25 protein-coding genes are annotated in these 23,652 nt (G+C 39.5%); 15 read left to right on the forward strand and 10 right to left on the reverse strand.

Annotation, left to right across the window (positions count from 1 at the left end):
- Positions 1-257 precede the first annotated feature (257 nt).
- Positions 258-437 carry an oxidoreductase-like domain-containing protein gene (locus I6F47_RS07140; protein ID WP_197183595.1) on the reverse strand — a complete coding sequence of 60 codons (180 nt, stop codon included), beginning with the start codon at positions 435-437 and terminating at the stop codon, positions 258-260.
- Positions 438-542: 105 nt separating this feature from the next.
- On the opposite strand from I6F47_RS07140, the gene I6F47_RS07145 reads away from it, so the two are divergent.
- Both I6F47_RS07145 and I6F47_RS07150 read left to right on the forward strand, forming a co-directional pair.
- Positions 543-965 carry a hypothetical protein gene (locus I6F47_RS07145; RefSeq protein WP_024600540.1) on the forward strand — a complete coding sequence of 141 codons (423 nt, stop codon included), beginning with the start codon at positions 543-545 and terminating at the stop codon, positions 963-965.
- 87 nt (positions 966-1,052) lie between these two features.
- Positions 1,053-2,417: a leucyl aminopeptidase family protein gene (locus tag I6F47_RS07150; protein WP_197183596.1), complete on the forward strand. Its 1,365-nt coding sequence runs from the start codon at positions 1,053-1,055 to the stop codon at positions 2,415-2,417.
- Positions 2,418-2,455: 38 nt separating this feature from the next.
- Here I6F47_RS07150 and gloA2 read toward each other — a convergent pair whose 3' ends face one another.
- Positions 2,456-2,842, reverse strand: a complete 387-nt coding sequence (gene gloA2 / locus I6F47_RS07155; protein ID WP_197183597.1) for an SMU1112c/YaeR family gloxylase I-like metalloprotein — start codon at positions 2,840-2,842, stop codon at positions 2,456-2,458.
- 70 nt (positions 2,843-2,912) lie between these two features.
- A complete protein-coding gene (locus I6F47_RS07160; protein WP_010553987.1) occupies positions 2,913-3,992 on the reverse strand; it encodes a ketoacyl-ACP synthase III in 1,080 nt (359 codons plus the stop codon).
- Between the two features lie 153 nt (positions 3,993-4,145).
- Between I6F47_RS07160 and I6F47_RS07165 the strand changes: the two genes are divergently transcribed.
- The 7 genes from I6F47_RS07165 to I6F47_RS07195 all read left to right on the forward strand — a co-directional run bounded on the left by I6F47_RS07165 (position 4,146) and on the right by I6F47_RS07195 (position 9,275).
- Complete coding sequence (locus tag I6F47_RS07165; protein WP_197183598.1) at positions 4,146-5,453, forward strand: metal-dependent hydrolase family protein; 1,308 nt, start codon at positions 4,146-4,148, stop codon at positions 5,451-5,453.
- An 8-nt stretch (positions 5,454-5,461) separates the two neighbouring features.
- Positions 5,462-5,866, forward strand: coding sequence for a nuclear transport factor 2 family protein (locus I6F47_RS07170; RefSeq protein ID WP_101216128.1), 405 nt, complete (start codon positions 5,462-5,464; stop codon positions 5,864-5,866).
- A 61-nt stretch (positions 5,867-5,927) separates the two neighbouring features.
- A complete protein-coding gene (locus tag I6F47_RS07175; RefSeq protein ID WP_197183675.1) occupies positions 5,928-7,169 on the forward strand; it encodes a sensor histidine kinase in 1,242 nt (413 codons plus the stop codon).
- The gene (locus tag I6F47_RS07180; protein ID WP_197183599.1) at positions 7,166-7,693 is read left to right on the forward strand and encodes a response regulator transcription factor; all 528 of its coding nucleotides are present in this window, start codon (positions 7,166-7,168) and stop codon (positions 7,691-7,693) included. Before I6F47_RS07175 ends, I6F47_RS07180 begins: the two co-directional genes overlap by 4 nt.
- Positions 7,694-7,720: 27 nt before the next feature.
- Positions 7,721-8,146: a thiol-disulfide oxidoreductase DCC family protein gene (locus I6F47_RS07185; protein WP_197183600.1), complete on the forward strand. Its 426-nt coding sequence runs from the start codon at positions 7,721-7,723 to the stop codon at positions 8,144-8,146.
- Between the two features lie 307 nt (positions 8,147-8,453).
- Entirely contained in the window at positions 8,454-8,876 is a 423-nt protein-coding gene (locus I6F47_RS07190) for a hypothetical protein (protein WP_008171404.1), read from the forward strand.
- Positions 8,877-8,996: 120 nt separating this feature from the next.
- The gene (locus I6F47_RS07195; RefSeq protein ID WP_008171402.1) at positions 8,997-9,275 is read left to right on the forward strand and encodes a peptidylprolyl isomerase; all 279 of its coding nucleotides are present in this window, start codon (positions 8,997-8,999) and stop codon (positions 9,273-9,275) included.
- A 73-nt stretch (positions 9,276-9,348) separates the two neighbouring features.
- Here the strand turns inward: I6F47_RS07195 and I6F47_RS07200 are convergent, their stop codons facing one another.
- From I6F47_RS07200 to I6F47_RS07225, 6 genes are all read right to left on the reverse strand, one after another.
- Positions 9,349-9,696 (reverse strand): energy transducer TonB, encoded by a 348-nt coding sequence (locus I6F47_RS07200; protein WP_197183601.1) that lies wholly within the window; start codon positions 9,694-9,696, stop codon positions 9,349-9,351.
- Between the two features lie 170 nt (positions 9,697-9,866).
- A complete protein-coding gene (locus I6F47_RS07205) occupies positions 9,867-10,526 on the reverse strand; it encodes a DsbA family oxidoreductase (RefSeq protein WP_008134379.1) in 660 nt (219 codons plus the stop codon).
- A gap of 114 nt (positions 10,527-10,640) precedes the next feature.
- Entirely contained in the window at positions 10,641-11,861 is a 1,221-nt protein-coding gene (locus tag I6F47_RS07210) for a M24 family metallopeptidase (RefSeq protein WP_197183602.1), read from the reverse strand.
- Between the two features lie 101 nt (positions 11,862-11,962).
- A complete protein-coding gene (locus tag I6F47_RS07215; protein WP_024605704.1) occupies positions 11,963-12,571 on the reverse strand; it encodes a flavin reductase family protein in 609 nt (202 codons plus the stop codon).
- Between the two features lie 9 nt (positions 12,572-12,580).
- On the reverse strand, positions 12,581-13,303 hold the full coding sequence (locus tag I6F47_RS07220) for an SDR family NAD(P)-dependent oxidoreductase (RefSeq protein ID WP_007582379.1): 723 nt from the start codon (positions 13,301-13,303) through the stop codon (positions 12,581-12,583).
- A complete protein-coding gene (locus I6F47_RS07225) occupies positions 13,300-13,698 on the reverse strand; it encodes a thiol-disulfide oxidoreductase DCC family protein (RefSeq protein WP_197117103.1) in 399 nt (132 codons plus the stop codon). The genes I6F47_RS07220 and I6F47_RS07225 overlap by 4 nt, the downstream gene beginning before the upstream one ends.
- A 120-nt stretch (positions 13,699-13,818) precedes the next feature.
- Here I6F47_RS07225 and ppc point away from each other — a divergent pair, with 120 nt between their 5' ends.
- Positions 13,819-16,464 carry a phosphoenolpyruvate carboxylase gene (ppc, locus tag I6F47_RS07230; protein WP_197183603.1) on the forward strand — a complete coding sequence of 882 codons (2,646 nt, stop codon included), beginning with the start codon at positions 13,819-13,821 and terminating at the stop codon, positions 16,462-16,464.
- Between the two features lie 136 nt (positions 16,465-16,600).
- Positions 16,601-17,527 carry a cytidine deaminase gene (gene cdd / locus I6F47_RS07235; protein ID WP_197183604.1) on the forward strand — a complete coding sequence of 309 codons (927 nt, stop codon included), beginning with the start codon at positions 16,601-16,603 and terminating at the stop codon, positions 17,525-17,527.
- 68 nt (positions 17,528-17,595) lie between these two features.
- On the opposite strand, the gene udp is transcribed toward cdd, so the two are convergent.
- Positions 17,596-18,351: a uridine phosphorylase gene (gene udp, locus I6F47_RS07240; protein WP_007582384.1), complete on the reverse strand. Its 756-nt coding sequence runs from the start codon at positions 18,349-18,351 to the stop codon at positions 17,596-17,598.
- Between the two features lie 454 nt (positions 18,352-18,805).
- On the opposite strand from udp, the gene I6F47_RS07245 reads away from it, so the two are divergent.
- The 4 genes from I6F47_RS07245 to I6F47_RS07260 all read left to right on the forward strand — a co-directional run bounded on the left by I6F47_RS07245 (position 18,806) and on the right by I6F47_RS07260 (position 23,644).
- The gene (locus I6F47_RS07245; RefSeq protein ID WP_007582386.1) at positions 18,806-19,915 is read left to right on the forward strand and encodes an arginase family protein; all 1,110 of its coding nucleotides are present in this window, start codon (positions 18,806-18,808) and stop codon (positions 19,913-19,915) included.
- 129 nt (positions 19,916-20,044) lie between these two features.
- Positions 20,045-20,734 (forward strand): transporter substrate-binding domain-containing protein, encoded by a 690-nt coding sequence (locus I6F47_RS07250; RefSeq protein WP_197183605.1) that lies wholly within the window; start codon positions 20,045-20,047, stop codon positions 20,732-20,734.
- A gap of 149 nt (positions 20,735-20,883) precedes the next feature.
- Positions 20,884-22,185, forward strand: a complete 1,302-nt coding sequence (locus tag I6F47_RS07255; protein WP_007582388.1) for a hemolysin family protein — start codon at positions 20,884-20,886, stop codon at positions 22,183-22,185.
- 289 nt (positions 22,186-22,474) lie between these two features.
- Positions 22,475-23,644 (forward strand): efflux RND transporter periplasmic adaptor subunit, encoded by a 1,170-nt coding sequence (locus tag I6F47_RS07260; RefSeq protein ID WP_197183606.1) that lies wholly within the window; start codon positions 22,475-22,477, stop codon positions 23,642-23,644.
- Positions 23,645-23,652: the final 8 nt, after the last annotated feature.

Here is a 23,652-nt window from a genome sequence, read left to right on the forward strand (position 1 = left end):
TTTATTTTTAACTTAATTTTTTGTTTCACATAAGTTTGAGGGTTTAGCTCAAAAGCCTAATCAATTAAGCTTACTTTTTGTGAAGTCCTATTTACAGACTATAGGTAAAAAACGGGAAGGGCAATTACTAATTAACCATTTGATAACAAAAAGATTCAATTTAAGAAAAAATGCAACAATGGTGCAAAGTAAAGCTAAAATGAACTAAATAAGTGCAAATAGGGTTGTTGAGAGGAAAATTAATGCGTTATCAGTATTTAAATGTTATTTATTTGTTTCTTTTTGGTGGGGTTTTCAATGTTTTGTGCGCATCGCCAAGTTGCTAATTTCTCTTTATATTCATCCCACACGCAGGGGCAGCAACTGCCACCACCACAACATTCATCAGATTTTGTTTTTTCAGGTTTTTGCGGTATTTGACTTGATAAATTTTGCATTATTGTATGTATTTAATACTAATTTGGTGCAATAAGAGTAAGTGAAAGGCCGTAGCAAGTAAATTATTCTTTGTGAACCTGCGCCGCTGTGTGAAAATAAAAGCTATGCGATTATATAAAGTTATTCACCGTGCGCCTTGGCGGGTAGTTAAAATTAGTAAGAAACGCCAACAGCTGCGTTTTCGTCGTGCTATGGTGGCGCTTAAAATCGCACTTGCCCAAGAAAAACAAGAAACCAAAGAAATGCTCTCTATTTATAGGCGCTATACCCAAGGCCAAACAAGTAAAGAGGAGTTAAAACGCGCTAATGAACAGTTTGTTGATATTCTAAAAGGGCTAGGGCTCGGTGTGTTTGCTGTATTACCTTTTGCCCCGCTTACAATTCCTTTAGTTGTTAAATTAGGGAGTTTAGTGGGAGTTGATGTACTGCCAAGCTCGTTTAATATAAACAAATCTATTAAAGAACTTGATGCTAAAATAGATCAAGAAAATCAAAAGCAAGAATCCAAAAACAGCTTAAAAAAGTAGCTAAAATCCCTTCAAATTAGCGATACCTTTTAGGTGCGCTTATTGATATGCTCTTAAGTACCATTTTTATATTATATGAGCTTTTTAATGAGTGCATTACTACGTCATACATCTTCTGGTATTCCTTTATCTTTTATTCTTAAAAACGAATTATCTGACTGGCAAGCACAGCAGCCTGCATTTATACAAAATTGGTTAACTAATACAGGTTTCGAAAAGCAAGGTGTTGCTTTAATCCCTGATGCTAAAACGGGCGAGTTAAGCCAGGTATTTTGTTTAATGCAAAGTAGCGATGATTTTTGGGCTGCGGGTAATTTAGCAAATACACTTCCTACTGGTACTTATCAAATTCAAGGCGAGAGCGCTTTTGTAGAGCAAGTTGCTTTAGGGTTTGTGCTTGGTGGTTACGAATTTAGTGAATATAAAGAAAAACCAACAGCAAAAGCGCAATTAGCCATTAGCGATAAAGCGTTGTTTGAGCGTATTAGGCAACAAGCTGATGCCATTACACTTGCACGTGATTTAGTTAATACGCCAGCGGTAGATATGATGCCGCAACATTTATCGCAAGTAATGGAAGATTTAGCTGCAACTTACAATGGCGAATTTTCACAGTGGATTGGCGATGAGTTACTAGAGCAAAACTACCCGACTATTCACATGGTGGGTCGTGCAAGCGAAAATAAACCGCGTTTACTTGATTTAAAATGGGGCGCAACAGATGCTCCATTAATTACACTAGTAGGTAAGGGCGTATGTTTTGACTCGGGCGGACTTGATTTAAAACCAAGCTCTGGCATGCGTAACATGAAAAAAGACATGGGCGGCGCGGCGCACGTAATTGCACTAGCACAGCTTATTATGGCAGCTAACTTACCAATTAGATTACGAGTGCTTGTACCCGCTGTTGAAAATGCAGTATCGCGCAATGCATTTCGCCCTGGCGATGTTGTTAAAACACGCAAAGGCATTATGGTCGAAATTGATAATACAGACGCAGAAGGGCGCTTAGTATTGTGTGATGCATTAAGCGAAGCACAAAACGATAATCCTGAGCTAATTATTGATTTTGCTACCCTCACGGGTGCATGTCGTGTTGCGTTAGGCACGGAGCTTCCGGGCTTTTTCTCAACAGAGCGCGATGTAGCAAATGGTATTATTGATGCAGGTTTAAGTGTACATGACCCTGTTTGGCAACTTCCGTTGTTTGAGCAATACAAAAACTTACTAAAAAGTGATGTGGCCGATATGGCAAACTGTGCAAGTACACCGTTTGGTGGTGCTATTACTGCAGCGCTTTACTTAAAAGAATTTGTTGAGCCAACAACACCGTGGGTACATTTTGATGTAATGGCGTGGAACTTACGTGCATTACCAGGTCGTCCAACGGGTGGTGAAGCATTAGGTATTCGTGCTGTATTTAACTACTTACAAAATCGTTTTAATAAATAAGTTTTTGATTCAATAGTAAGAACTTGAGCTTATGAGTTTTAAACCTCATAAAGCTCAAGTGGCAAGTTATCTGGATCGGCAAAAAAGGTAAACTTTTTGCCGGTTATTTCATCCACTCTAATATCCTCAACGTTTACATCGCACGACTCTAAATACGTTTTTGCACTCTGTACATCCGCTACCTTAAAAGCTAAATGTCTTAAGCCTTGTGCTTCGGGATAGCTTGGTCTTGCGGGCGATCCATCAAACGAAAATAGCTCTATTTGGCTACCATCGGGCATGGCTAAATCTAATTTATATGAATTACGATCAGCTCTAAAGTGCTCATTAATAACGTTAAGTTTAAGTACATTGCTATAAAAGTGTTTAGAACGTGCATAGTTACTGCAAATAATAGCAGCGTGGTGAATACCTAAAAGTTTCAAATTTAATTCCTTAAAAAGCAAAAACGCACTTAATTAAGTGCGTTTTATATGTTGCTTACTACATGTTGTGTTAGCTTGGCTGCGCTTCTTTACATGCTTTAACGGCCGGTGCTACAAGTTCTAAACCGGTTTTATCACATGGCGGTAAAGCGGCATCGCTTACACTAATAGGCGTTACACGTTCGCCCCATTTTATGTAACTTGCAGCCCACGTAAGACCTGCACCAAATGCAGCAGACATAATGTTTGAATGCGGTTTAATTAACCCTTGCTCAACGGCTTCACATAACGCAATAGCAATCGTAGCAGCAGAGGTATTACCATACTCACCAATGTTAACCATTACTTTTTCGTCAGGTACTTTTAAGCGATGCTGAATAGCTTGAATAATACGTAAGTTAGCTTGGTGTGGAACGAGTACATTAATGTCATCAAGGCTCAAATCGGCTTGTTTAAGTACATCGTCGCATGCTTCGCTCATGCCTTTAACAGCACGTTTGAAAATTTCACGACCTTCAAATAATAAATCAGATGGACCAATTGGCTCATATTTATTTAAATCACTACCAAAGTTAGTGATGTGTAAAATATCGCGGTCTTCACTGTCACAACCAGTTTTGGTTGCTAGTAAACCAGCTGGCGTATCTGCCGCTTCAAGTACTACTGCACCTGCGCCATCGCCAAATAATACAGCGCTGTCACGGCGTGCCCAGTTTACGTACCAGGTCATACGCTCAGCGGCTATTACCACTGCTTTTTTGATCATACCCGCTTGAATTTGTGCTGTAGCAGCTTGCAATGCATATAAAAAGCCCGAACATGCCGCGTTTGTATCCATTGCGGCAGCGCCTGTTGCACCAATGTTTTTTTGCACTTGTGAGGCGGTATTTGCCACAACAGTAGAAGGTGTACAGGTTGCTAATATCACTAAATCAATATCTTTAGGATCAACGCCTGCGCACGCAATAGCATGCTTAGCAGCAACGGTTGCCAGCTCGGCGGTACTTACATGGCTCACTCGGCGAGATTTAATGCCTGTACGCGAGGTTATCCACTCGTCGGTGGTATCAACTATTTCACTAATTTCATCGTTGCTAATGCTTGCTGGTGGAATGCATTTACCCCAACCAGTGATATGTGCGTAAGGCATAGTATGTTCTCTTAAGGTGGTCTGACATGTATTACTAATGGGTGAGTTATACCAAAAAACGGCTTTCAAGACTAGTTTATAGCATGCTTTGTGTCGTAAATATTCGCAATTACAGGTTATTTAAGGTAATGCTAGTATAAAAAAGGAGCAAGTATGAAAACAACACTAATAACAACATTCACTGCAATAACGCTGGCATTAATAGCAAATGGGGCTTTTGCTCAACAGCATAAAATTATTTATGCGGGCAGTTTACTTGCATCCGAGGATCAAAAAGTAAAAACAGAGCAAACGTTAGTCATAACAGATAATACAATAACAGCCATTAAAAACGGCTACCTCACAAAAGTAGAACTTAACCTACCTGATGCCGATATTATAAATCTTAAAAATCAATTTGTAATGCCTGGTCTTATTGATATGCATGTTCACGTTACGTTTGAGCGAGATGCTAAAGCAAACCCTCACCGCTGGGCAACAGAATATGATGCCGATTATGCTTTGCGCTCAATTAAATATTTACAACGTACGCTCGATGCGGGTTTTACATCAGTGCGAGATTTAGGTAGCGATCACAAAGTTATATTTCCGCTAAAACGTGCTATTGAGCGAAATGATATTAACGGCCCTCGCATTTTTGCAGCGGGTAATACAATATCGCCTACCGGTGGACACGCAGATATGCACGGTTATCGAAAAGATATTACAGATGCGGTTACAGGCGGGATTGGTATATGTAATGGCGCGGATGATTGTAGCCGTGCGGTACGCGAGGTAATTAAAAGTGGCGCTGATGTAATTAAAATTACTGCCACGGGTGGAGTACTAAGTAATACCGCTGCTGGTGTTAACCAACAACTTACAGATGCAGAGCTGATTGCAATTGTTGATACTGCTCATCACTTGGGGCGTAAAGTTACAGCGCATGCACACGGTACACAAGGTATAAAAGCGGCCATAAAAGCCGGTGTAGATTCTATTGAGCATGGCTCTTATCTAGATAAAGAGGCAATAAAGTTATTTAAAAAAACGGGAGCTTATTTAGTACCGACGCTTTTAGCGGGTGCAACGGTAAGTGAAGAGGTGCTTACAAATCCAAATATGCCACCGGCAATAGCCGACAAAGTGCGTGAAGTGACTCCAAAAATGCAAGCTTCGTTTAAACTTGCACTGAAAAACAAGGTTAATATAGCTTTTGGAACAGACTCAGGTGTGTCGCGTCATGGGCTTAATGCTAACGAATTTAGTTTAATGGTAAACAATGGTATGAGCGAAGCCCAAGCTATTAAATCAGCAACCATACATGCAGCTAAACTGCTGGGGCAAAGCGCATTCATTGGCGACTTGAGTGTTGGTAAACAAGCAGATATTATCAGTGTGAATGGCTCACCGCTTAAAAATATCGACGTACTTAAAAACGTGCAATTTGTTATGAAAGCCGGGCAAGTTTATAAACAATAGGGAAGGTTATGAGCAGCAAAATAAAAGTGTCGTTATTTAATCATTTAATTGACGCTGAGCGCCAGTTACTCGACCCAGAAGTTCGCCAATCTGAGCGCGCATTAGATGCTTTACTCGATGATGAATTTATCGAAATTGCTGCCAATGGCACTACATTTAATAAATACCAAGTACTTACCCGCTTACCTACCGAGGTTGTGCCACAGTTTTATAATCAGCATTTTAAGGGCCGAATGCTGAGCGATGATGTAGTGCAACTTAGTTATCAAGCTGCTTATAGGCGCTCTGCTCGCAGTGAATTTAATTATTCATTGCGTATGTCGCTTTGGCGCCAAACTAATGGGCAATGGAAGATGGTGTTTCATCAAGGAACGCCTTGTGCACCGTTTTCAATTTCGATGGATGATGATTAAAAATCACATAACCGTTAAAATAACCTTATTAAACATTTGATTGGGTAATTACCTCTTGTTAATGCAAACCGACCCCACCATTAGTCGACTATTAATGCTGCGAAGCGGCGCAATTGCCGTGCAATTAATTGCGGTGCTTAGCGTTTATTTTTTACTAGAACATCAAATTGCATTACTGCCTTTACTGATTGTTATTGCCGTTGAGGCTGTGTTTCAGCTTATTAGTCTATTTGCTTATCGTAATGTGAGCCAGGCTAAACCTTTGGGTATGTTGATGCAATTAACCGCTGATGTATTATTTTTAACGGTTTTACTCTCGCTAAGCGGTGGTGCAACCAATGCATTTGTATCACTGTTATTGCTCCCAATAATGATAGCCGCTGTGACGCTGCGAGAAAAAGGATTAGCTTATATTGCGGTATTAGCCATTGCCGCATACAGTTTTTTACTGATAAAGATGCCCGATCACAGTATGCATCAAATGAATATGAGTGGTCACTTTATTGGTATGTGGGTTAATTTTGTTTTAAGTGCTAGCGTAATCGCATTAGTGATTGGCGCAATGAGCAGGGCACTTAAAGAGCGAGAGCGTATTATTGCTAACGTGCGTGAAAAACAATTACGTAATGAACAGCTTGTTACCCTTGATGGGGCTGCTGCACAAATAACCCATCAACTAGCGACCCCAATTGCAAATTTACAGTTACTGTTTGAAGAGTTATTAGAGGATCAACCAAACAATCCTATTGTTAAGCACATGCAAGCGCCGCTTACTCAGTGCAGTACACAACTTAACGACTTTAGAAAGCTCTCGGAGCAGTTACGCCTTAAAAATTCACAAGAACATGTGACGGTAAAGCAACTGCAAACACAAATTACAGACACACTTTTATTGCAATACCCTGATCAGCAAATTAAATGGATTACGCCACCAATTGCGGCAACATTATTGAGTGATGCGATGTTATTGCCCGCTATTTTAAATTTATTGCAAAACGCCGCGCTTGCTAATCAAAAACAAGGTCAAACCCAGTTAGAGCTGAGTTGGCAGCAAGATAACTTACATAGCGAATGCGTTTACTTGTTAATTCGTGATTTTGGCTGTGGCTTTTCGTCATCGCAATTAGCAGAGCTGGGCGGGCAACTTATGCCAAGCGATCAAGGAATGGGGCTTGCTGTGCTTTTATCAAACGTTACTTTTGAGCGTTTAAATGGCTCGCTTACCTTGTTTAACCATGCAGATGGCGGCGCTGTCGCCAAAGTTAAACTCGCTATTGTAAACACTGAGAATAACGCCTCATGAAGTTACTTATAATTGAAGACGACATAAATTTAGCCAGCACACTGGCAAGGCGTTTAACTAAACAAGGCTTTACCTGTGAGGTGGCGCATAATCAAAGTGATGCGTTACTTACCGCGCGTAAACTATTGCCCGACTTTGTTTTATTAGACATGAAGCTAGGCGGCGATAACGGACTTGCACTCATAAAACCGCTGCGTAGTTTGCTCCCCCAAACTCATATTGTTTTACTAACTGGGTTTGCAAGTATAGCAACCGCAGTAGAGGCAATGCGTTTAGGTGCAAACGATTACCTTACTAAACCGGTTGATATGGCAACATTATTAAAAGCGCTTAACACCGAGCCTGTGGCATCGGCATCGAATGTTATTGATGATGCAGTTATGTCGCCGGAGCGCTTAGAGTGGGAGCATATTCAACAAGTACTGCACAGTAATAATGGCAATGTGTCGGTTACCGCGCGGCAACTTAATATGCATAGACGTACTTTGCAGCGCAAGTTACAAAAAAAGCCGGTGCAGCAGTAATTTAGTACTTAATTTAAGGAAAGTGTTATGAGCGATGATGCAGCTACATTAATGCAAAATCAAAAAATTATATTATTTGATGCGCAATGTAAGCTGTGCAGCGCGTGGTGTAATTTTATTATTAACAATGATGTCAATACCATTTTTAGATTATGTAGTGTGCAATCTCCAAAAGGAGAACTGTTGTTAGCACACTTTGGTTTTTCAACAATTGAATATGCCTCAATGGTTTACCTAGAAAACGGTAAAGCGTATACGCAAAGCCATGCTTTTTTTAACGTTGTTAAGCAGCTAGGTTACCCATATAAGCTAGCAAACGTATTTAGTATTTTGCCAAATAGGTTTAATAATTGGTTATACGATAGGGTTGCTTTAAATAGGTATTCGTTATTTGGAAAATATCAGTATTGCAGAATTCCCAACCCAGAGGATGCTAAACATTATTTAACCTGAACGCAGGTAAAGAAATTTACTAATGTTTTGAATCATAGTGCTCCATTAGACAAATACTTTAAGCAGTGGAATAACCGCAATGATGCAATATAAGCTGCTTATGCATCGGTCAGCTGTTAGGGTTTTTTTTTCTTGCCTTTGGTTGATTACTGCTAATCTTGAGGTATTAATTTATACAAATTGATAGGTTATAAAATGGCTAGGCCTCTCAGGTTAGAGTGTACGGATGCGTTATAGGGCTATCCTCCCCGAAAATTAATAGAAGCCAAATGTATAATTTTTCTTATTGTAAACATAGGAGGAAAATATGAAAAAATTTATATCTATGTCTAAATTGTTATTTTTAATAGTAGCTGTTTTTTCTGTAAAAGCATTTCCTTTACAGGAAAATATTGAATGTAAAAAAGTATCATGGGGTCAACTGTTTAAGAATCAAAGTGAGCTGATTGGAACTAAAGTGTGCTTAGTTGGATATTATGGACACCTTGATTTTTATGAAGATCGTGCAGCTTTAGAGAATATGTCAAAGCAATACTTAGTATTCCCATTTTACGGTGATGTAACTGAGGGGTTTGTTAAGCGTTGTAGCAATAGAATGCTTTTAGTGGAGGGCGTTATTTCCAGCCATGAAAAAAGTAAAGCACCACGAATAAGGAAAGTAACTAGGTTAAGCCCATTCTCAGACCCTGAATATAGCTGCTTAGATCAAATATCAGGTTTCGTGAATTAAAGTGTACTATTGAGTGTTGCCAATTATTAGATTGGTTAGCTATAAGTAGATGCTAGGTTTAGGTGGCTGTGCTAAAATCGCCGCGTTTAATTTTAGCTAACGGTATAAAAGGCTTTTTTAATGGCAAACACAGCACATGCACTTCACATTTTGGTTAAGCACAAAGAAATTGCAGAAGATATTATTAAGCAATTGGGTAAAGGTGCAAAGTTTCAAACCTTAGCTAAAAAGTATTCATCATGCCCATCGGGTAAAAAAGGCGGGGATTTAGGTGAATTTGGACGCGGGCAAATGGTCCCACAGTTTGACAAAATTGCATTTAAAGGTGCAATTTTAGAACCCCACCTAGTTAAAACAAAATTCGGCTGGCATGTTATTAAAGTGCTTTATCGTACTTAGTTTACTTTTTAGTAAGAAGTAACCTTGGCTATATAGAAAAAGGCTGCAATGTGCAGCCTGTTTTAGTTAGTTATTATTTTGCTAAATTAAAATCTATAGTCATTTCTAAATTCTCATCAACTACCGCAATACCATTAACTACTTTAGGTGCGTAACGCCATTTAGAAAGAGAGCGAATCGCTGCTTTATCAAAAATTTTCACAGGCTCAGCTTTAATCACTTTAATATTAATGGGCTTACCAGATGCATTTACATCAAAAGACATTGTCACACTACCTTCAATTTTTTCACGGACACTTTTAATTGGATACTCCGGAGGACTGGGCATTATTAGCGTAGAGCGAGGGTTATCAGCTAAAGGTGTTGTTGAACATGCGGTTAAAAGAAACAGTGAAGTTAATGTTGTAATTATATATTTCATTATAAATCCCTTTATAGGTATTGTTATCGATTTGTTAAATGTAGTTTCTATAATGACACCAAAAGAGATCTAAGGTAAATAACAACTTTGTATTATTTTTGAACTGATAAATATATAAGAAAGGCTGCAATGTGCAGCCTTTTTTAAGTATTAAACAACAATTTTACTCGTTAAGCGTCTTGCTTGGCTTCTTCTTCACTAATTTGTTTTAGTGCTTGAATGAATGAGTCGCTTGGTTGTCCGCCAGTGAGTGCATATTTATCGTTTATGATAAACGTAGGGACAGAAGTAATACCCATCTGTTTAAAGTTGTCTTGCTCTTGGCGTACGTCTTGTACGTATTTGTCTGAATGTAGAATACCGCGCGCAGTTTCTTTATCAAGACCCACTTTTTCAACAACGTCGAGCAACGCTTCTTCTTGATTTAAGTATTTTAAATCTGTGAAGTGCGCTTCAAAAAAGGCGAGTTTTAACTCGGTTTGCTTACCTTCTTCACGTGCCCACATTAATAAACGATGCAAATCAAAGCTGTTGATCATGATACGTTTGCCATCAAAATTAAAGGTAAACCCAGCACGCTGACCGGCTTCGAACATGTTTTTACGATTTTCGTCGCCTTGCTCTTCACTTAGGTTGTACTTTTGCATTAAGTGTTCGTTTAAGTCTTGACCTTCAATTGGCATATCTGGATTTAGTTCAAAAGGATGCCATGTAATATCTGCGCTCATTTCGTCTTTAAGTTGCTCTAGTGCAGTTTCTAGGTTTTTATAACCCACTACACACCAAGGGCACATTACGTCTGAAACGATATCAATTTTAAAGTTTTTCATATTTATCCTTTTGAGGATTGCTTTGGTATAACAGGGGATATTGGGATGAACTGCACTTTATCAATACCAAACTAAAAAGAGCAGCTAAACAGCTGCTCTTGAAGGTATTCAGTTTTAGGCGTTAAGCCCAAATGGGTCGTCAATGCTATAACTTGGTTGTGTAAACCAATGAGGGCCGTTGTCGGTCATGTAAAAATGATCTTCTAAACGCACGCCAAATTCATCGGGTATAACTAACATTGGCTCGTTACTAAAGCACATGCCAGGGGCAAGTGGGGTTTTATCACCGCCAACTAAGTATGGCCATTCGTGAATGTCTAGCCCAATGCCGTGACCCGTTCGATGCGGGCAACCCGGTGTTTGGTACTGCGGACCTAGCCCTTGCGCCGCTAAATAAGTACGTGCGCCCGCGTCTACGTCTTCGCAGGTAGCACCGATTTTAGCGGCATTAAACGCGGCCATTTGCGCTGCTTTTTCATGATCCCAAAACATCCGTTGGCGCATTGTCGGTTCGCCAAATACATAGGTACGGGTTATATCTGATAGGTAATCGTGTACTTTACAGCCGGTATCTATTAATACCATATCGCCTTTTTTAAGCACTTGCGCGTCTTTAACACCGTGCGGAAAAGACGTTGCAACACCAAATAAAACAATACAAAAATAGTTACCTGGCGCGCCTACTTTTTGATGTGCTTGCTTAATAAAGGCTTCTACTTCGGTGGTGGTTATTCCCTCATAAAGCATGCTTGCTGTGGCTTGATGTACGGCTAAGGTCATATCCATCGCGCGCTGCATTAAGCTAAGCTCGTGAATTGATTTATGCATACGGCAATGCGCCGTTACAGGTTGTGCGTTTATGAGTGTTAAACCCGTTTGCGCTTTATTAATGCCGTCGAATATAAAAAATTGTGCGCTTTCATCAATGCCAATGGTTGCGTTTTCATTAATATTTAACTTTTTTAGTACTTCAACAAAAAGTGCATAAGGATTTTCGTGCTCTTGCCACCCATGAATAGGTCCCTCTATTACTTTAAACCCGTTTAGTGAACCAATTTCGAAATAAGGCGCAATGTATTGTACTTCACCAAGGGCCGGTAGTATTGCGCCAACCATGCGCTCGCTCGCGTACCATTTCATACCTGTAAAGTAGGTTAGGTTGGTGCCAGCGTTTAAATAAATTGCATCTATGTTGTTTGCAAGCATATAAGCTTGCGCTTTGGCTATGCGCTCTAAATGTTCGTCAGCTGCAATAGGGGTTAGCGTTTGCGTCATATTACTTAGGCTTGCCAGCGCTTGCTCGCTTGATTGTGTACCTATGCCCGTAGTGGTCATGTTTTTCTCCTTGGATTTTTAGCTAGTGTGATTAATACCAAGGTAAAATTCAATGTTATGCGATAAGAGGCTATAAAATAATAACCTCTTAAAAGGTCATATTATTTTTTAGCGTAAGGTAAACGCGTGAGTTTATTACTTGTGTGGTAGCTATCAAGCCCGGTTACTGCCACTGTTTCTATTGCTTGTAAATCTAGGAAACCATCGCTTTGCAGCGCGGCTTTATCAACAAAAACATCCATAATTTCGCCAATAACGAGCTCAGTCCCATTGATGGCTAAATGTTGGTTTTCTACAAATTTAACCGAGTACTTTAAGCGGCTTTCTTTTACAAAAGGCGCTGCAAAGTCGTTTAAGTATTCAGGCGTTAACCCTGTAGCATCAAACTCAGACTCGTCTTTATCGTAACGGGCTGAAGTTTGATGAGCTTGTTTGTAAATTGACTTATTCACTTGATTAATGGTGTAAGTGCCCGTTTGTAAAATATTTTCAAATGTATGACGCGGCACACTGTGAGGGCGCATAATCATTGCGACTAACGGTGGGTTAGCCCCAAGGTGAATAACCGAACTTACAATCGACAAGTTGGTATTGCCGAGTAAGTCTTGCGTGCCAATTAAATTAGCGCTTTTAAAACCCGAAAGAGAATTAATTAAATGTGTACGGGTATGTTTTTCAAGTGCGTCTATACGCGCTTTAGTAAAATGCATTAAAAATCCTTACCACGGTATGGTTGAGCCTTGCCAGTCTAAATAAGCAGGCTCACCGTTGAGTTTTAAATCAGGGTTATTGTTTGTTAATTCAAATAGTTGCTTGGCTACAAATTCAGGCGTAAATAATTTGCCTTCAGGTACATTCTTTTGAAAGGGCTTTGAAAGTGCTGTATCGGTAGTTCCAGGGTGAAACAGAATGAGTTTGGTATTTTTAGCACGACGAGCAAGCTCTATAGCGGCAGTTTTAAATAGCATGTTAAGCGCCGCTTTAGATGCGCGATAAGTATACCAACCGCCTAATTTATTGTCGTTAATGCTGCCCACACGCGCACTGAGTGCTGTAATAGTACACTGCGTTTTGTGGGTTAACAGCGGCAATACGCTCTGTAAGCAAAGTAGGGGAGTTAGGGTGTTTGAATTTAGAAGTTGGCTAAAATACTCAGCGTCTAAATCCTCCAGCTTTTTTTCAGGCATATGGGTTTCGTTGTGCAGTGTACCATTGAATATAATAACTTGTTGTATATCGGCATTTTGCTCTTTTAGGTAATTAGTAACGCGCGCTAAACTTTGTTTTGTGTAGTCAGTATGCAGGTGGACAACACTTGAGCCAGATTCAATACTTTTTGAACTAATACAAACGATCTGATGAGTAGGCGTGTTTATTTGTAGATGTTCTATATATGCATTTGCTATGGCGCTGCTTGCGCCGAATAAAACAATAGTTTTCATTTATCACCTTTTGCTTTTAGTCCACATTGGCCGTTACTGCACTGAGTATTTGGCATTAAAAAGCGACTGATGGGGTGCCGATACTTAGCAAATAATAGGTATCCGCAGTCAGCGAAAAAGCGAATTATTGGCAAGCGAAAAATTTTCAACCAGCTGTGTTTACCCACTATTTTCCATGCTTCGTAAGTTACATCAAGCCCATAAATCATTTCACCTGATTGCTTTTGAGCTTGAAGGTAGTTCATTGCTTTATCTTTATCAATATACGGGTAGCGCTCACTGAAGTCGCCCGCGTTAAGATCTTCAAGCGTAATTAAGTTTTTGTTATCAGCGTGTTTTAGTTGCTGCATTTCGGTGCTACAAAGAGGGCAGTTACCATCGTAAAAAATGATCATGTGAATGCTTTGTGATTATTTTATATATACTTTTTTACGACAAGACATTGCAAATGGATCTATTAAATATCTCTTCATGATGATATTAATAGTGTCCTACGAAAAAATGGAGACTGATAAATGAGTGAACAATACGCCGCCTTGCGAGGTAATGTAAATTTACTAGGGCAACTACTAGGACAAACAATCAAAGATGCCCAAGGTCAAGCGATTTTAGATAAAGTGGAAGAAATTCGTGCTTTATCAAAATCATCTCGCAGTGGTAACGAAGACGACAGACAAGCGCTAATAGATGTTTTACATGCGCTTAGTGATGAAGAGCTTTTACCGGTTGCCCGTTCATTTAATCATTTTTTAAACCTTGCTAATGTAGCAGAGCAATTTCATACCGTTTCGCGTTTTAATGACGTTGGCCTTGGTCAACAAAACCCTCTCACTCAAACATTAAAAACGTTAGCTACAAAAGCAGAACAAGGCCAGTTAGACAGTAATCATTTGGCCGAAACACTCTCAAAACTCCACATAAACTTAGTACTGACCGCTCACCCAACCGAGGTTACGCGCCGTACTATTATTAACAAACACGTTGAACTAAGTGATTGCTTAGCGTCATTAGAGCGAAAAGATAACTTACCACAAGAGCGGGACAATATTTTAAATCGTATTGAACAGCTGATTAGCCAAGCTTGGCATACTGACGATATTCGTCGCTCTCGCCCAACGCCAGTTGATGAAGCCAAATGGGGCTATGCAGTAATAGAAAATAGCCTTTGGCATGCCGTTCCGCGCTTTTTACGTGAATTTTCAGCGAATGTTAAAGACCAGTTGAGCTTAGAGTTACCAATTGATTACAGCCCAATTGAGTTTACATCGTGGATGGGTGGAGACCGTGATGGTAATCCATTTGTAACATCGCAGGTAACAAAAGAAGTGCTTGATCATGGTCGTTGGATGGCACTTAACTTATACATTCAAGATTTAAAAACGTTGTGCGCTGAACTCTCTATGTCAGATGCCAGTGATGAGCTTGTTGAGCTTGCAGGGCAGGAATTTGAACCATATAGAGCAGTAATCAAAAAGCTTAAAAATCAGGTTGCGGAAACAGTGGCGCACTTAGGTGCTAAAATTAAAAATAAGCGCAGCGATTCACAAGACTTAATTACTAATATTAATCAGCTTAAACACCCGGTTGAGGTGTGCTATCGCTCGTTATTAAAGTGTAATATGAAAGTTGTTGCTGATGGCTTATTACTTGATTTACTGCACCGTATAAATAGCTTTGGTTTGCGTTTAGCTAAACTTGATGTGCGCCAAGATTCGTCTCGCCACGGCGATGTGTTTTCAGAACTGACTCGTTATTTAGGTTTAGGCGACTATAACCAATGGCAAGAGCAAGACAAACAAGCATTTTTACTTGCAGAGCTTAACTCACGCAGACCGCTTATTCCAAAACATTGGCAACCAAGCCCTGATGTACAAGAAGTACTTGATACCTTTGATGTAATTGCCAAGCAAGACGAAGCAACATTTGGTTTGTATATTATTTCGATGGCACGAACAGCGTCAGACATTTTAGCAGTACAACTATTGCTAAAAGAAAGCGGCTGTAGCTTTGATTTACCAGTAGCACCGTTGTTTGAAACACTCGACGATTTAAACGCAGGCAGTGATGTAATTACCACACTGCTTGATAATGTTTGGTATCGCGGGCACATTAAAAACACTCAAAACGTAATGATTGGTTACTCTGATTCAGCTAAAGATGCCGGCATGATGGCAGCAGGTTGGGCACAGTACGAAGCAATGGATAAACTAGTACAACTTGCTGATGCACGTGGTATTGAGCTTGTTTTATTTCACGGACGTGGTGGCACAGTAGGACGTGGCGGTGCACCCGCTGCACAAGCGCTGCATTCACAACCGCCTGGCTCATTAAAAGGTGGCTTGCGTGTAACCGAGCAAGGCGAGATGATTCGCTTTAAATTTGGTTTACCCGATGTAGCACTGCAAAGCTTAAATATTTACGCAGGCGCAGTTCTGCAAAGTAACTTATTACCGCCACCGGAGCCAAAACCGCAGTGGCGCGAAGTAATGAAGCTAATAAGTGAGGAGTCATGTGAGCATTACCGTAATGTAGTTCGTCATGATGAAAACTTTGTACCTTACTTTAGAATGGCAACACCTGAGCTTGAACTGTCTAAGTTACCGCTTGGCTCGCGTCCTGCAAAACGTAATCCTAATGGTGGCGTTGAAAGCCTGCGCGCTATTCCATGGATTTTTGCGTGGAGCCAAAACCGTTTAATGCTTCCTGCATGGCTAGGTGCGTTAACAGGCTTAAAAGCTGCGCTTAATAAGTACGGCGCTGAAACCCTAAACGAAATGAGCTTACAGTGGCCGTTCTTTAGATCGCGCCTAGAAATGCTAGAAATGGTATTTAGTAAAGCCGATTGTTGGTTGAGTGAGCATTATGATAATGCGCTGGTGGAAGATATGTACAAACCACTGGGTGTAACACTTCGAAAAGAGCTTCAAGAAGCAATTAGCTTGGTGCAATCACTTAGCCCGCAAAAAAGCCTACTAGCCGAACAACCTTGGATTAAGGAGTCGATTAGTTTACGTAACCCGTACACCGATCCACTTAACTTACTACAGGTTGAGCTTTTACGCCGTGCTCGCTCAGAGGAAAAACGCAACGAAGGTGACATTGATAATGCATTAATGATCACGATGACAGGTATTGCAGCAGGTATGCGTAATACCGGCTAACACTTTATTTTGTTAGGTATACCTATTGGTATTAAAAGGGAGCACGCGATGTGCTCCCTTTTTTTGCGTTAAATAGGCTGGTATTTAACATCCTAACCTTTTAAACTACTTAGCCATTGAATAATTAAAAAATGTTATGGCTTCAGCAACTTTTACTGTACAGCAAGATACAGCACTTACAAATTATCACATCACATTAAACGTAGCGCAAACAGCGTCATTACGTAGTCAATTAAAATCACAACGTGGCATATTAAATTCTAATAATATTAAAGCGTTATGCGCGCAACTCAATGTGTCTGATGATGCATTATTACAAGGTTTAGTACCTTTGGCTTCTGAGTATGCTGTTGCGCCGATATCAGATTTTCATGTAGGCGCAATTGTTAAAGCACTTGATGAAAACGATGAGGTAAACTTTTACTTTGGTGCAAATGTAGAGTTTGATCATCAAGCATTGAGTTTAGTGGTTCATGCAGAGCAATCGGCTATAAATAACGCATGGTTAAACGGTGCTAAAAAAATAGTTAAAATAGCGATTAGCGATGCACCGTGTGGGTATTGCCGCCAGTTTATGAACGAACTCGCAGATGCTAAAGAGTTTGATATTTTATTGCCAGAGCAACACTTTAAGTTGGCAGAATTACTGCCGCACTCGTTTGGGCCGACTGATTTAGGTAACGCGTTTAGCTTGTTTAATCCAGAGCCTCACCAGCAAGTATTTGCAAATGATCAACTAGATGAAAAGCTAGCAAGTACAGCATTAAACGCATACGTACCCTATAGTAAAAACTTTAGTGCAGTAAAAATTAGTACATTTGAAAATGGTGATTTTTACGGAAGTTACGCAGAAAACGCAGCGTACAGCCCAAGCTTGTCGCCACTACAAAGTGCACTTAGCCAATTATTTATCGCAGGGCTTAGCTTTAACGAAAGTACAGTAAAATCAATTACACTTTTAGAAACCGCAGGCCATGAAAACCAAGCGGGTGTAGCACGTGCTGTACTTGCAAGTTTTAAAAATCTACCGGCAATAGAAGTAATTAGCGCTCAGCTAAAATAACCTCTGAAAAACAATAAAGCACAGCCAGAGCTGTGCTTTACAATTTTATCTATTAAGTTTACTTGGTATTAATCAAGTAATACTTTAGCCGCTTCTAATACTACCGCTACAGATTTACGCTCAATTTCACCATGGTCAACATTTGGTATTTCTTGGCGAGTACGATTAACAAGTACGCCTGCTACACATGCTGCTTGTAAACCAAGGGCTGCACACATAGTAAATAATGTTGCTGATTCCATTTCGTAGTTCATCACGCCCAGTTTTTGCCACTCTTCGCAGCTACCTTGTAGTGATTTAGGAACGTAACCAGAATGCGTATCGTAACGCTCTTGTCCTGGATAAAATGTATCGCTTGATGCAGTAATACCGATATGAAAATCGATATTTAAGTTTTTACATGCTTGTACCATAGCTTGTGTTGCATAAAAGTCAGACACAGCAGGGTAGCTAAGAGGAGCAAAATGCTGGCTTGCACCGTCTAAACGTACAGACGCTTGGCTAATTAAAATTTCGCCTTCGTTGATATGTGGTTGAATCGCACCTGTTGTACCAATACGTAAAAATTTACGCACGCCAAGTTGTGCTAATTCTTCTACTGCAATCGACGTAGATGGACCACCAATACCCGTAGAACAAACAACCACCGAATGGCCGTTTAGTTGACCTAAGTAAACATGAAACTCACGAGTTTGAGCAAGGCAGGTTGGGTTGTCTAGGAATTGTGAAATGCGTGCAGCACGATCTGGATCGCCCGGTACAATCGCAAGTTTTGCACCTTTAAGATCGTCAATACATAGTCCTAAGTGAAATACCTTTTCCATAGCTAAGCCTTTTTATAATAAATTGTGTCAATCTAGCATCATTGCTAGAAACGTTTATCAAGTACAGGACGATTGTCCGTTTTATCTTAACTCCTCCAATTAAGTCTTAATAATTTTAAGGATTAATTTGATTTATTCATCAACTATGAATATTCAATCAAGTGCTTATATACGTAGGCTTGTTGTGCTGTTGACATGTTCAAGCAGACATAATAAGTATCAACCAAGCGCGTAACTACAACTAAATAGTTTATGGTAAATATTCATTAATATTAAATTAATTCAATGGCTTAAATTTGTATTAAGCACGTAAAAGATAACGTGTTTATTTATATTAGGCACAGACTTATTTAGCAAAGTGGAATTTATTTGAAGTTTAGGCACTTTTGGTGATTTTGCATAACTAATCAAAAGTAATTAGCTACGTACAGAATAAAAATCGAAGGAGTTTATTATGAGCACACAATTTGAAGCATTTAAAAACAAAGTTGAGCACTGTTTGTGCGCACCTGGTGATGGCGTATACACAGTAAATACTGCAAAGGAGCGCAAAGCCGCACTGCGTAATAAACTTTATGGACAAACTGAAAACGTTGATAATTTGTGGCGCGAGTCTTTAAATGAATTACCAAATTCTCCACATAAAGCCGTTATGTTAGGTATTAGCTCAGACTGTGGCGGTGGTATTTTACGCGGTGCAAACTGGGGGCCACTGTTTGTGCGCTCAGCTTTAATTGATCAGCAACCGCAGTGTCATTCGTTTGATTTAGGCGATGTACGTGTAATCCCACATTTACTTCATGATAAATACCTAAATGATGCAACCATTTCTAATTGCCAAAAAGCCCTATACGGTAATGAAGATAACGACTATTACGTAAGCCCATTATCAATCACTGAGGATGTATGCGACAGTTTTTACGCAACATTTAAAGATAAAGGTATATTTGGTATTGGTGGCGATCACTCAATTAGTTACCCACTTACCAAAGCCTACTTAAAAGCAAAACGTGAGCAAGGTAAGCGTACCGCTATTATTCACTTTGACGCGCATACCGATTTACTTGTTGAGCGCCTAGGCATAGATTTATGTTTTGGCTCGTGGTGTACGCATATTTTAGAGTTTTTACCGGCGCCACATCATTTAATACAATTTGGTATACGCTCAAGTGGCAAGCCTAAAGCACACTGGGAAAGTACCTTTGGCGTTAAGCAACATTGGGCACATGAAATCATTGAGCGCGGCGCAGCAGCGGTTGCTGCCGACGCTATTGCACAGTTAAAAGCTGATAACGTTGATGAAGTATACGTAAGCTTTGATATTGATGCGCTTGATGCAGAGTTTGCATCTGCCACAGGTACGCCAGAACATAATGGTTTAACACCACAGCATGCGCTTGATATTTTATCAGCCATTGCGGATGAGTTTCCGATTACGGGTGCTGATATGATGGAAATAGCGCCATTTACCGACAGCTCTTTAGTGGGTCAATCAAGCTCTGAAACGACACTTAGAGAAGGCGCTAAAATTTCAGCCTTTTTAATTAGTGCGATGAACAAGTAAGCTGTATGAGCTATAAATACTAGCACTATCAGCGTATAAGTGTGCATTACATGACTAAAAACTAGCAGTTCATAAAGCCTCAGCTATATTTATTAAATACTTATAATGAGTTAGTTGAGGCCTTGCTGAATGAAATTATTGATCTTTTTATTGTTCATTAGCTGTATTAAAGTTGATGCAACTGAAATCACAATAGTAACGGAAGTATTTCCGGACTTTCAGTATCTCAATGAAGATAATAAACTCGTTGGCCGCTCTGTCGAGAAAGTTCATAAAGCGCTAGAAGGCACTGGTATAAAATACACTATGTTGGCGTATAGTTGGGCCATATCTTACAATGCAGCGCTACGCGATAAAAATACCTGTATATTCTCGATTGTTCGATTACCTAATAGAGAAAGTAAGTTTAACTGGGTAGGTGAACTGGAAAGCTTTGATTCTGCTATTTATGGTCTAAAGTCCAGAGGTATAAAGTTAAATACTCTCAATGATGCTAAAAAATATAAAATAGCAGTACTGCGTGATAACTTTAGTCATCACTATTTGCTTGAGAGGGGCTTTAGTGAGAACAAGCATTTATTACTCATCGATAGCCTAGATAAAATAGATAAACTCATAAGCACTCGTCACGATATTCTTGATTTTGTTGTTCTTAGCAAAAAGCAATTTAGCTATCGAATAAAAACTGAGCCAAGGCTTGAGCTACTCGAGCCATTACTAAATCTAAATACAGCTCAATCTCCATTATTTTTTGCTTGTAATATAAATATGGATCCGGCCTTAGTTGTTCAATTAAAAGTCGCCTTTAAAGGCAATTAAACAGTTTAAAAAAAACAGTTTAATCAGTGTAACCTAATGAAATTAAATTACTTTAATATATTTTATAAATATAAATTGCCGCATTTTAAAAACCGATTATAATCCAGCTGCTTTTTGTTTAAAAAAGCACTAACTTTTTGGAGCGTTAAATGGGTGATTTAATCGGGATTAGCTTATTGATCTTGATCAGTGCGTTGTTTGCTATGTCAGAAATAGCAATTGCAGCGTCGCGTAAAATAAAACTGCGAGTAATGGCAGATGAAGGGAATATAAAGGCAGCAGCGGTACTAAAGCTACAAGAAAATCCAGGGGCTTTTTTTGCCATGATCCAAATAGCACTCAACGCGATAGCGATATTGGGTGGTATTGTGGGCGAGCAGGCTTTATCGCCTTATGTTGAAAGTGTGTTGGTATTGTTTTATCAAGGTGCACATTTAGAAAAAATTAGCTTTTTATTCTCGTTTTTTACTATTACATCCTTGTTTATATTGTTCGCCGATTTAATGCCAAAGCGTTTAGCGATGATCATGCCAGAAGCGGTCGCTGTTAGAGTGGTTACAATAATGCGCTGGGTTACCTTTGCATTAACCCCGCTGGTGATGTTTTTTAATGGTGTCACTAACTTTGTGCTGCGCTTATTTAAAGTGCCCGCTGAGCGAGAAGACAATGTGACAACTGAGGACATTGTTGCCATGATGGAAGCAGGTGCTGCATATGGCAGTTTACAAAAGCAAGAGTATGAACTCATTGGCAATGTGTTTGACCTAGAAGCACGATTTTTATCAAGCGTAATGACGCCACGCGACCAAATTGTATATTTTGATTTAAACGAATCTAGCCATGATATTGCGACTAAAATTATTGACCATCCTCATAACCACTTTTTAGTGGTGTCAGGAAATTTAGATAAGTTGCATGGCTCTGTTGAATCTAAAGATATTTTACGACAAGTACTAAAGGGCGAAGCCGCCAATATAAACGATGATCTCATTGATAAAGATGTTTTTTACTTACCCGAAACATTAAGCTTATCTGAAGCTTTAAATGCGTTTAAAAGTGCAGCAAAACCATTTGCTGTTGTCGTAAACGAATATGCGCTTTCGGTGGGTATTGTAACGGTAAAAGATTTAATGAAAGGGTTTATGGGTGATTTAATCACTCATCAAGGCGACGAATTAATCATAGAACGCGATAAAAATTCATGGCTTGTAGATGGCTTAACCCCAATTACCGATTTAGCAAAAGTACTTGATATAGAAGAATTTCCTGACCAGATGCACTATGAAACGGTCGCTGGTTTTTTAATTTACAATATGAAGCGAATACCTAAACGCGCGGAGCATTTAACTTTTTCAGGCTTTAAGTTTGAAGTTGTTGATGTAGAAGGAATTAGGGTAGAGCAGTTGTTAGTTTCAAGGGTTATTAACCCGCAGAGTGCTAATATCCTTTAAAATAAGGTGTGCGCTTTAGTTTTTATATAAATAGCCAAGCTGTATTTGCTTGGCTTTTTTGTGTCTGTTAAAAACTTCGTTTCTAAAATGAGATATTATTTCAATATGTTAAGTTGTTTTATTTTCATACAGTCTTGATTCTATTTTCATCTAATTAACATTAAATGCAACCTAAGACGTATATTGTACTGAGGAGTGTAAGTTTGTGTAAATTTCTTCTAATTAAGATTCATTATCAGCGCGTTTTAACTTAGAATGATCGTTCACTCTAAACTAAAAGGTATTTAACATGCAGCGTTCCCGCATCGCTTTATTTGTATTGTCAGCCCTCGTCGGTTCTGTTGCTTTAACTGGTTGCGATCAGGCTGCTGAGCAGTCACAAGCTTCAGCTCCTAAAGCTGTACCAGTGGGTGTACTTACATTAAAAAGCCAAGCGCTTACTCTCAAAAAAGAACTTCCTGGTCGTATCAGTGCATTTCAAATTGCTGAAATTCGCCCACAAGTAAGTGGTATTGTGCAATCTCGTTTATTTGTAGAAGGTAAAGAGGTTAAACAAGGCCAGGCTCTGTATCAAATAGACCCTGCGACATTTGAAGCAGACTTAGCAGCAAGTCAAGCAAGTGTTGCACGTGCTCAGGCGAGTATTTCAAGTAGTAAAGCTAAAGCATCTCGTTTTAGCGAGCTTTTAAAAATAAAAGCGGTAAGTCAGCAAGACTTTGATGAAGCAGATGCTGCATACAAGCAAGCAAAAGCAGAATTATTAACGGCTAAAGCGCAGTTGAAATCGGCGCAAATTAACCTTGATTACAGCCATGTGTCGTCACCAATTAGTGGTCAAATTAGTAAATCAAGCGTAACAGTAGGTGCATTAGTAAGTGCCAATCAAAGTACTGCACTTGCTACAGTGACTCAGTTAGATCCAATTTATATCGATTTAACACAATCAAGTAATGAGCTTACCAAACTTAAAAAAGCAATATCATCAGGTGCTCTAACTGTTGATTCGACGAGCCAAACTGACGTTGAACTTATTATGGAAGATGGCTCTGTTTATCCTCATAAAGGCACATTGCAGTTTTCTGAAGTGACAGTTGATCCAAGTACTGGCTCAGTAATACTACGTGCTAAATTTTCAAATCCAGAAAAATTATTATTGCCAGGCATGTATGCCCGAGCTTCTATTGTGGAAGGTGTTAAGGCGGGTGCTATTTTAGCTCCGCAACGTGGTGTTAGCCGTAATTCAAAAGGCGAACCAACAGCAATGGTTGTCAGCAAAGACAACACAGTAGAAAGCCGCGTATTAAAAGTAGATAGAACGATTGGATCTGATTGGCTTGTTACTGATGGCTTAATGGATGGCGATAAGTTAATAGTTGAAGGTTTACAAAAAATCCGCCCTGGTGCACCAGTGAATCCATCTGAAATTCAATCGTCTGCTAAAGCCGATCAAGCGCAATAACGGAGAGT

This window comes from Pseudoalteromonas sp. NZS37, assembly GCF_015864265.1.
Classification (GTDB): domain Bacteria; phylum Pseudomonadota; class Gammaproteobacteria; order Enterobacterales; family Alteromonadaceae; genus Pseudoalteromonas; species Pseudoalteromonas arctica.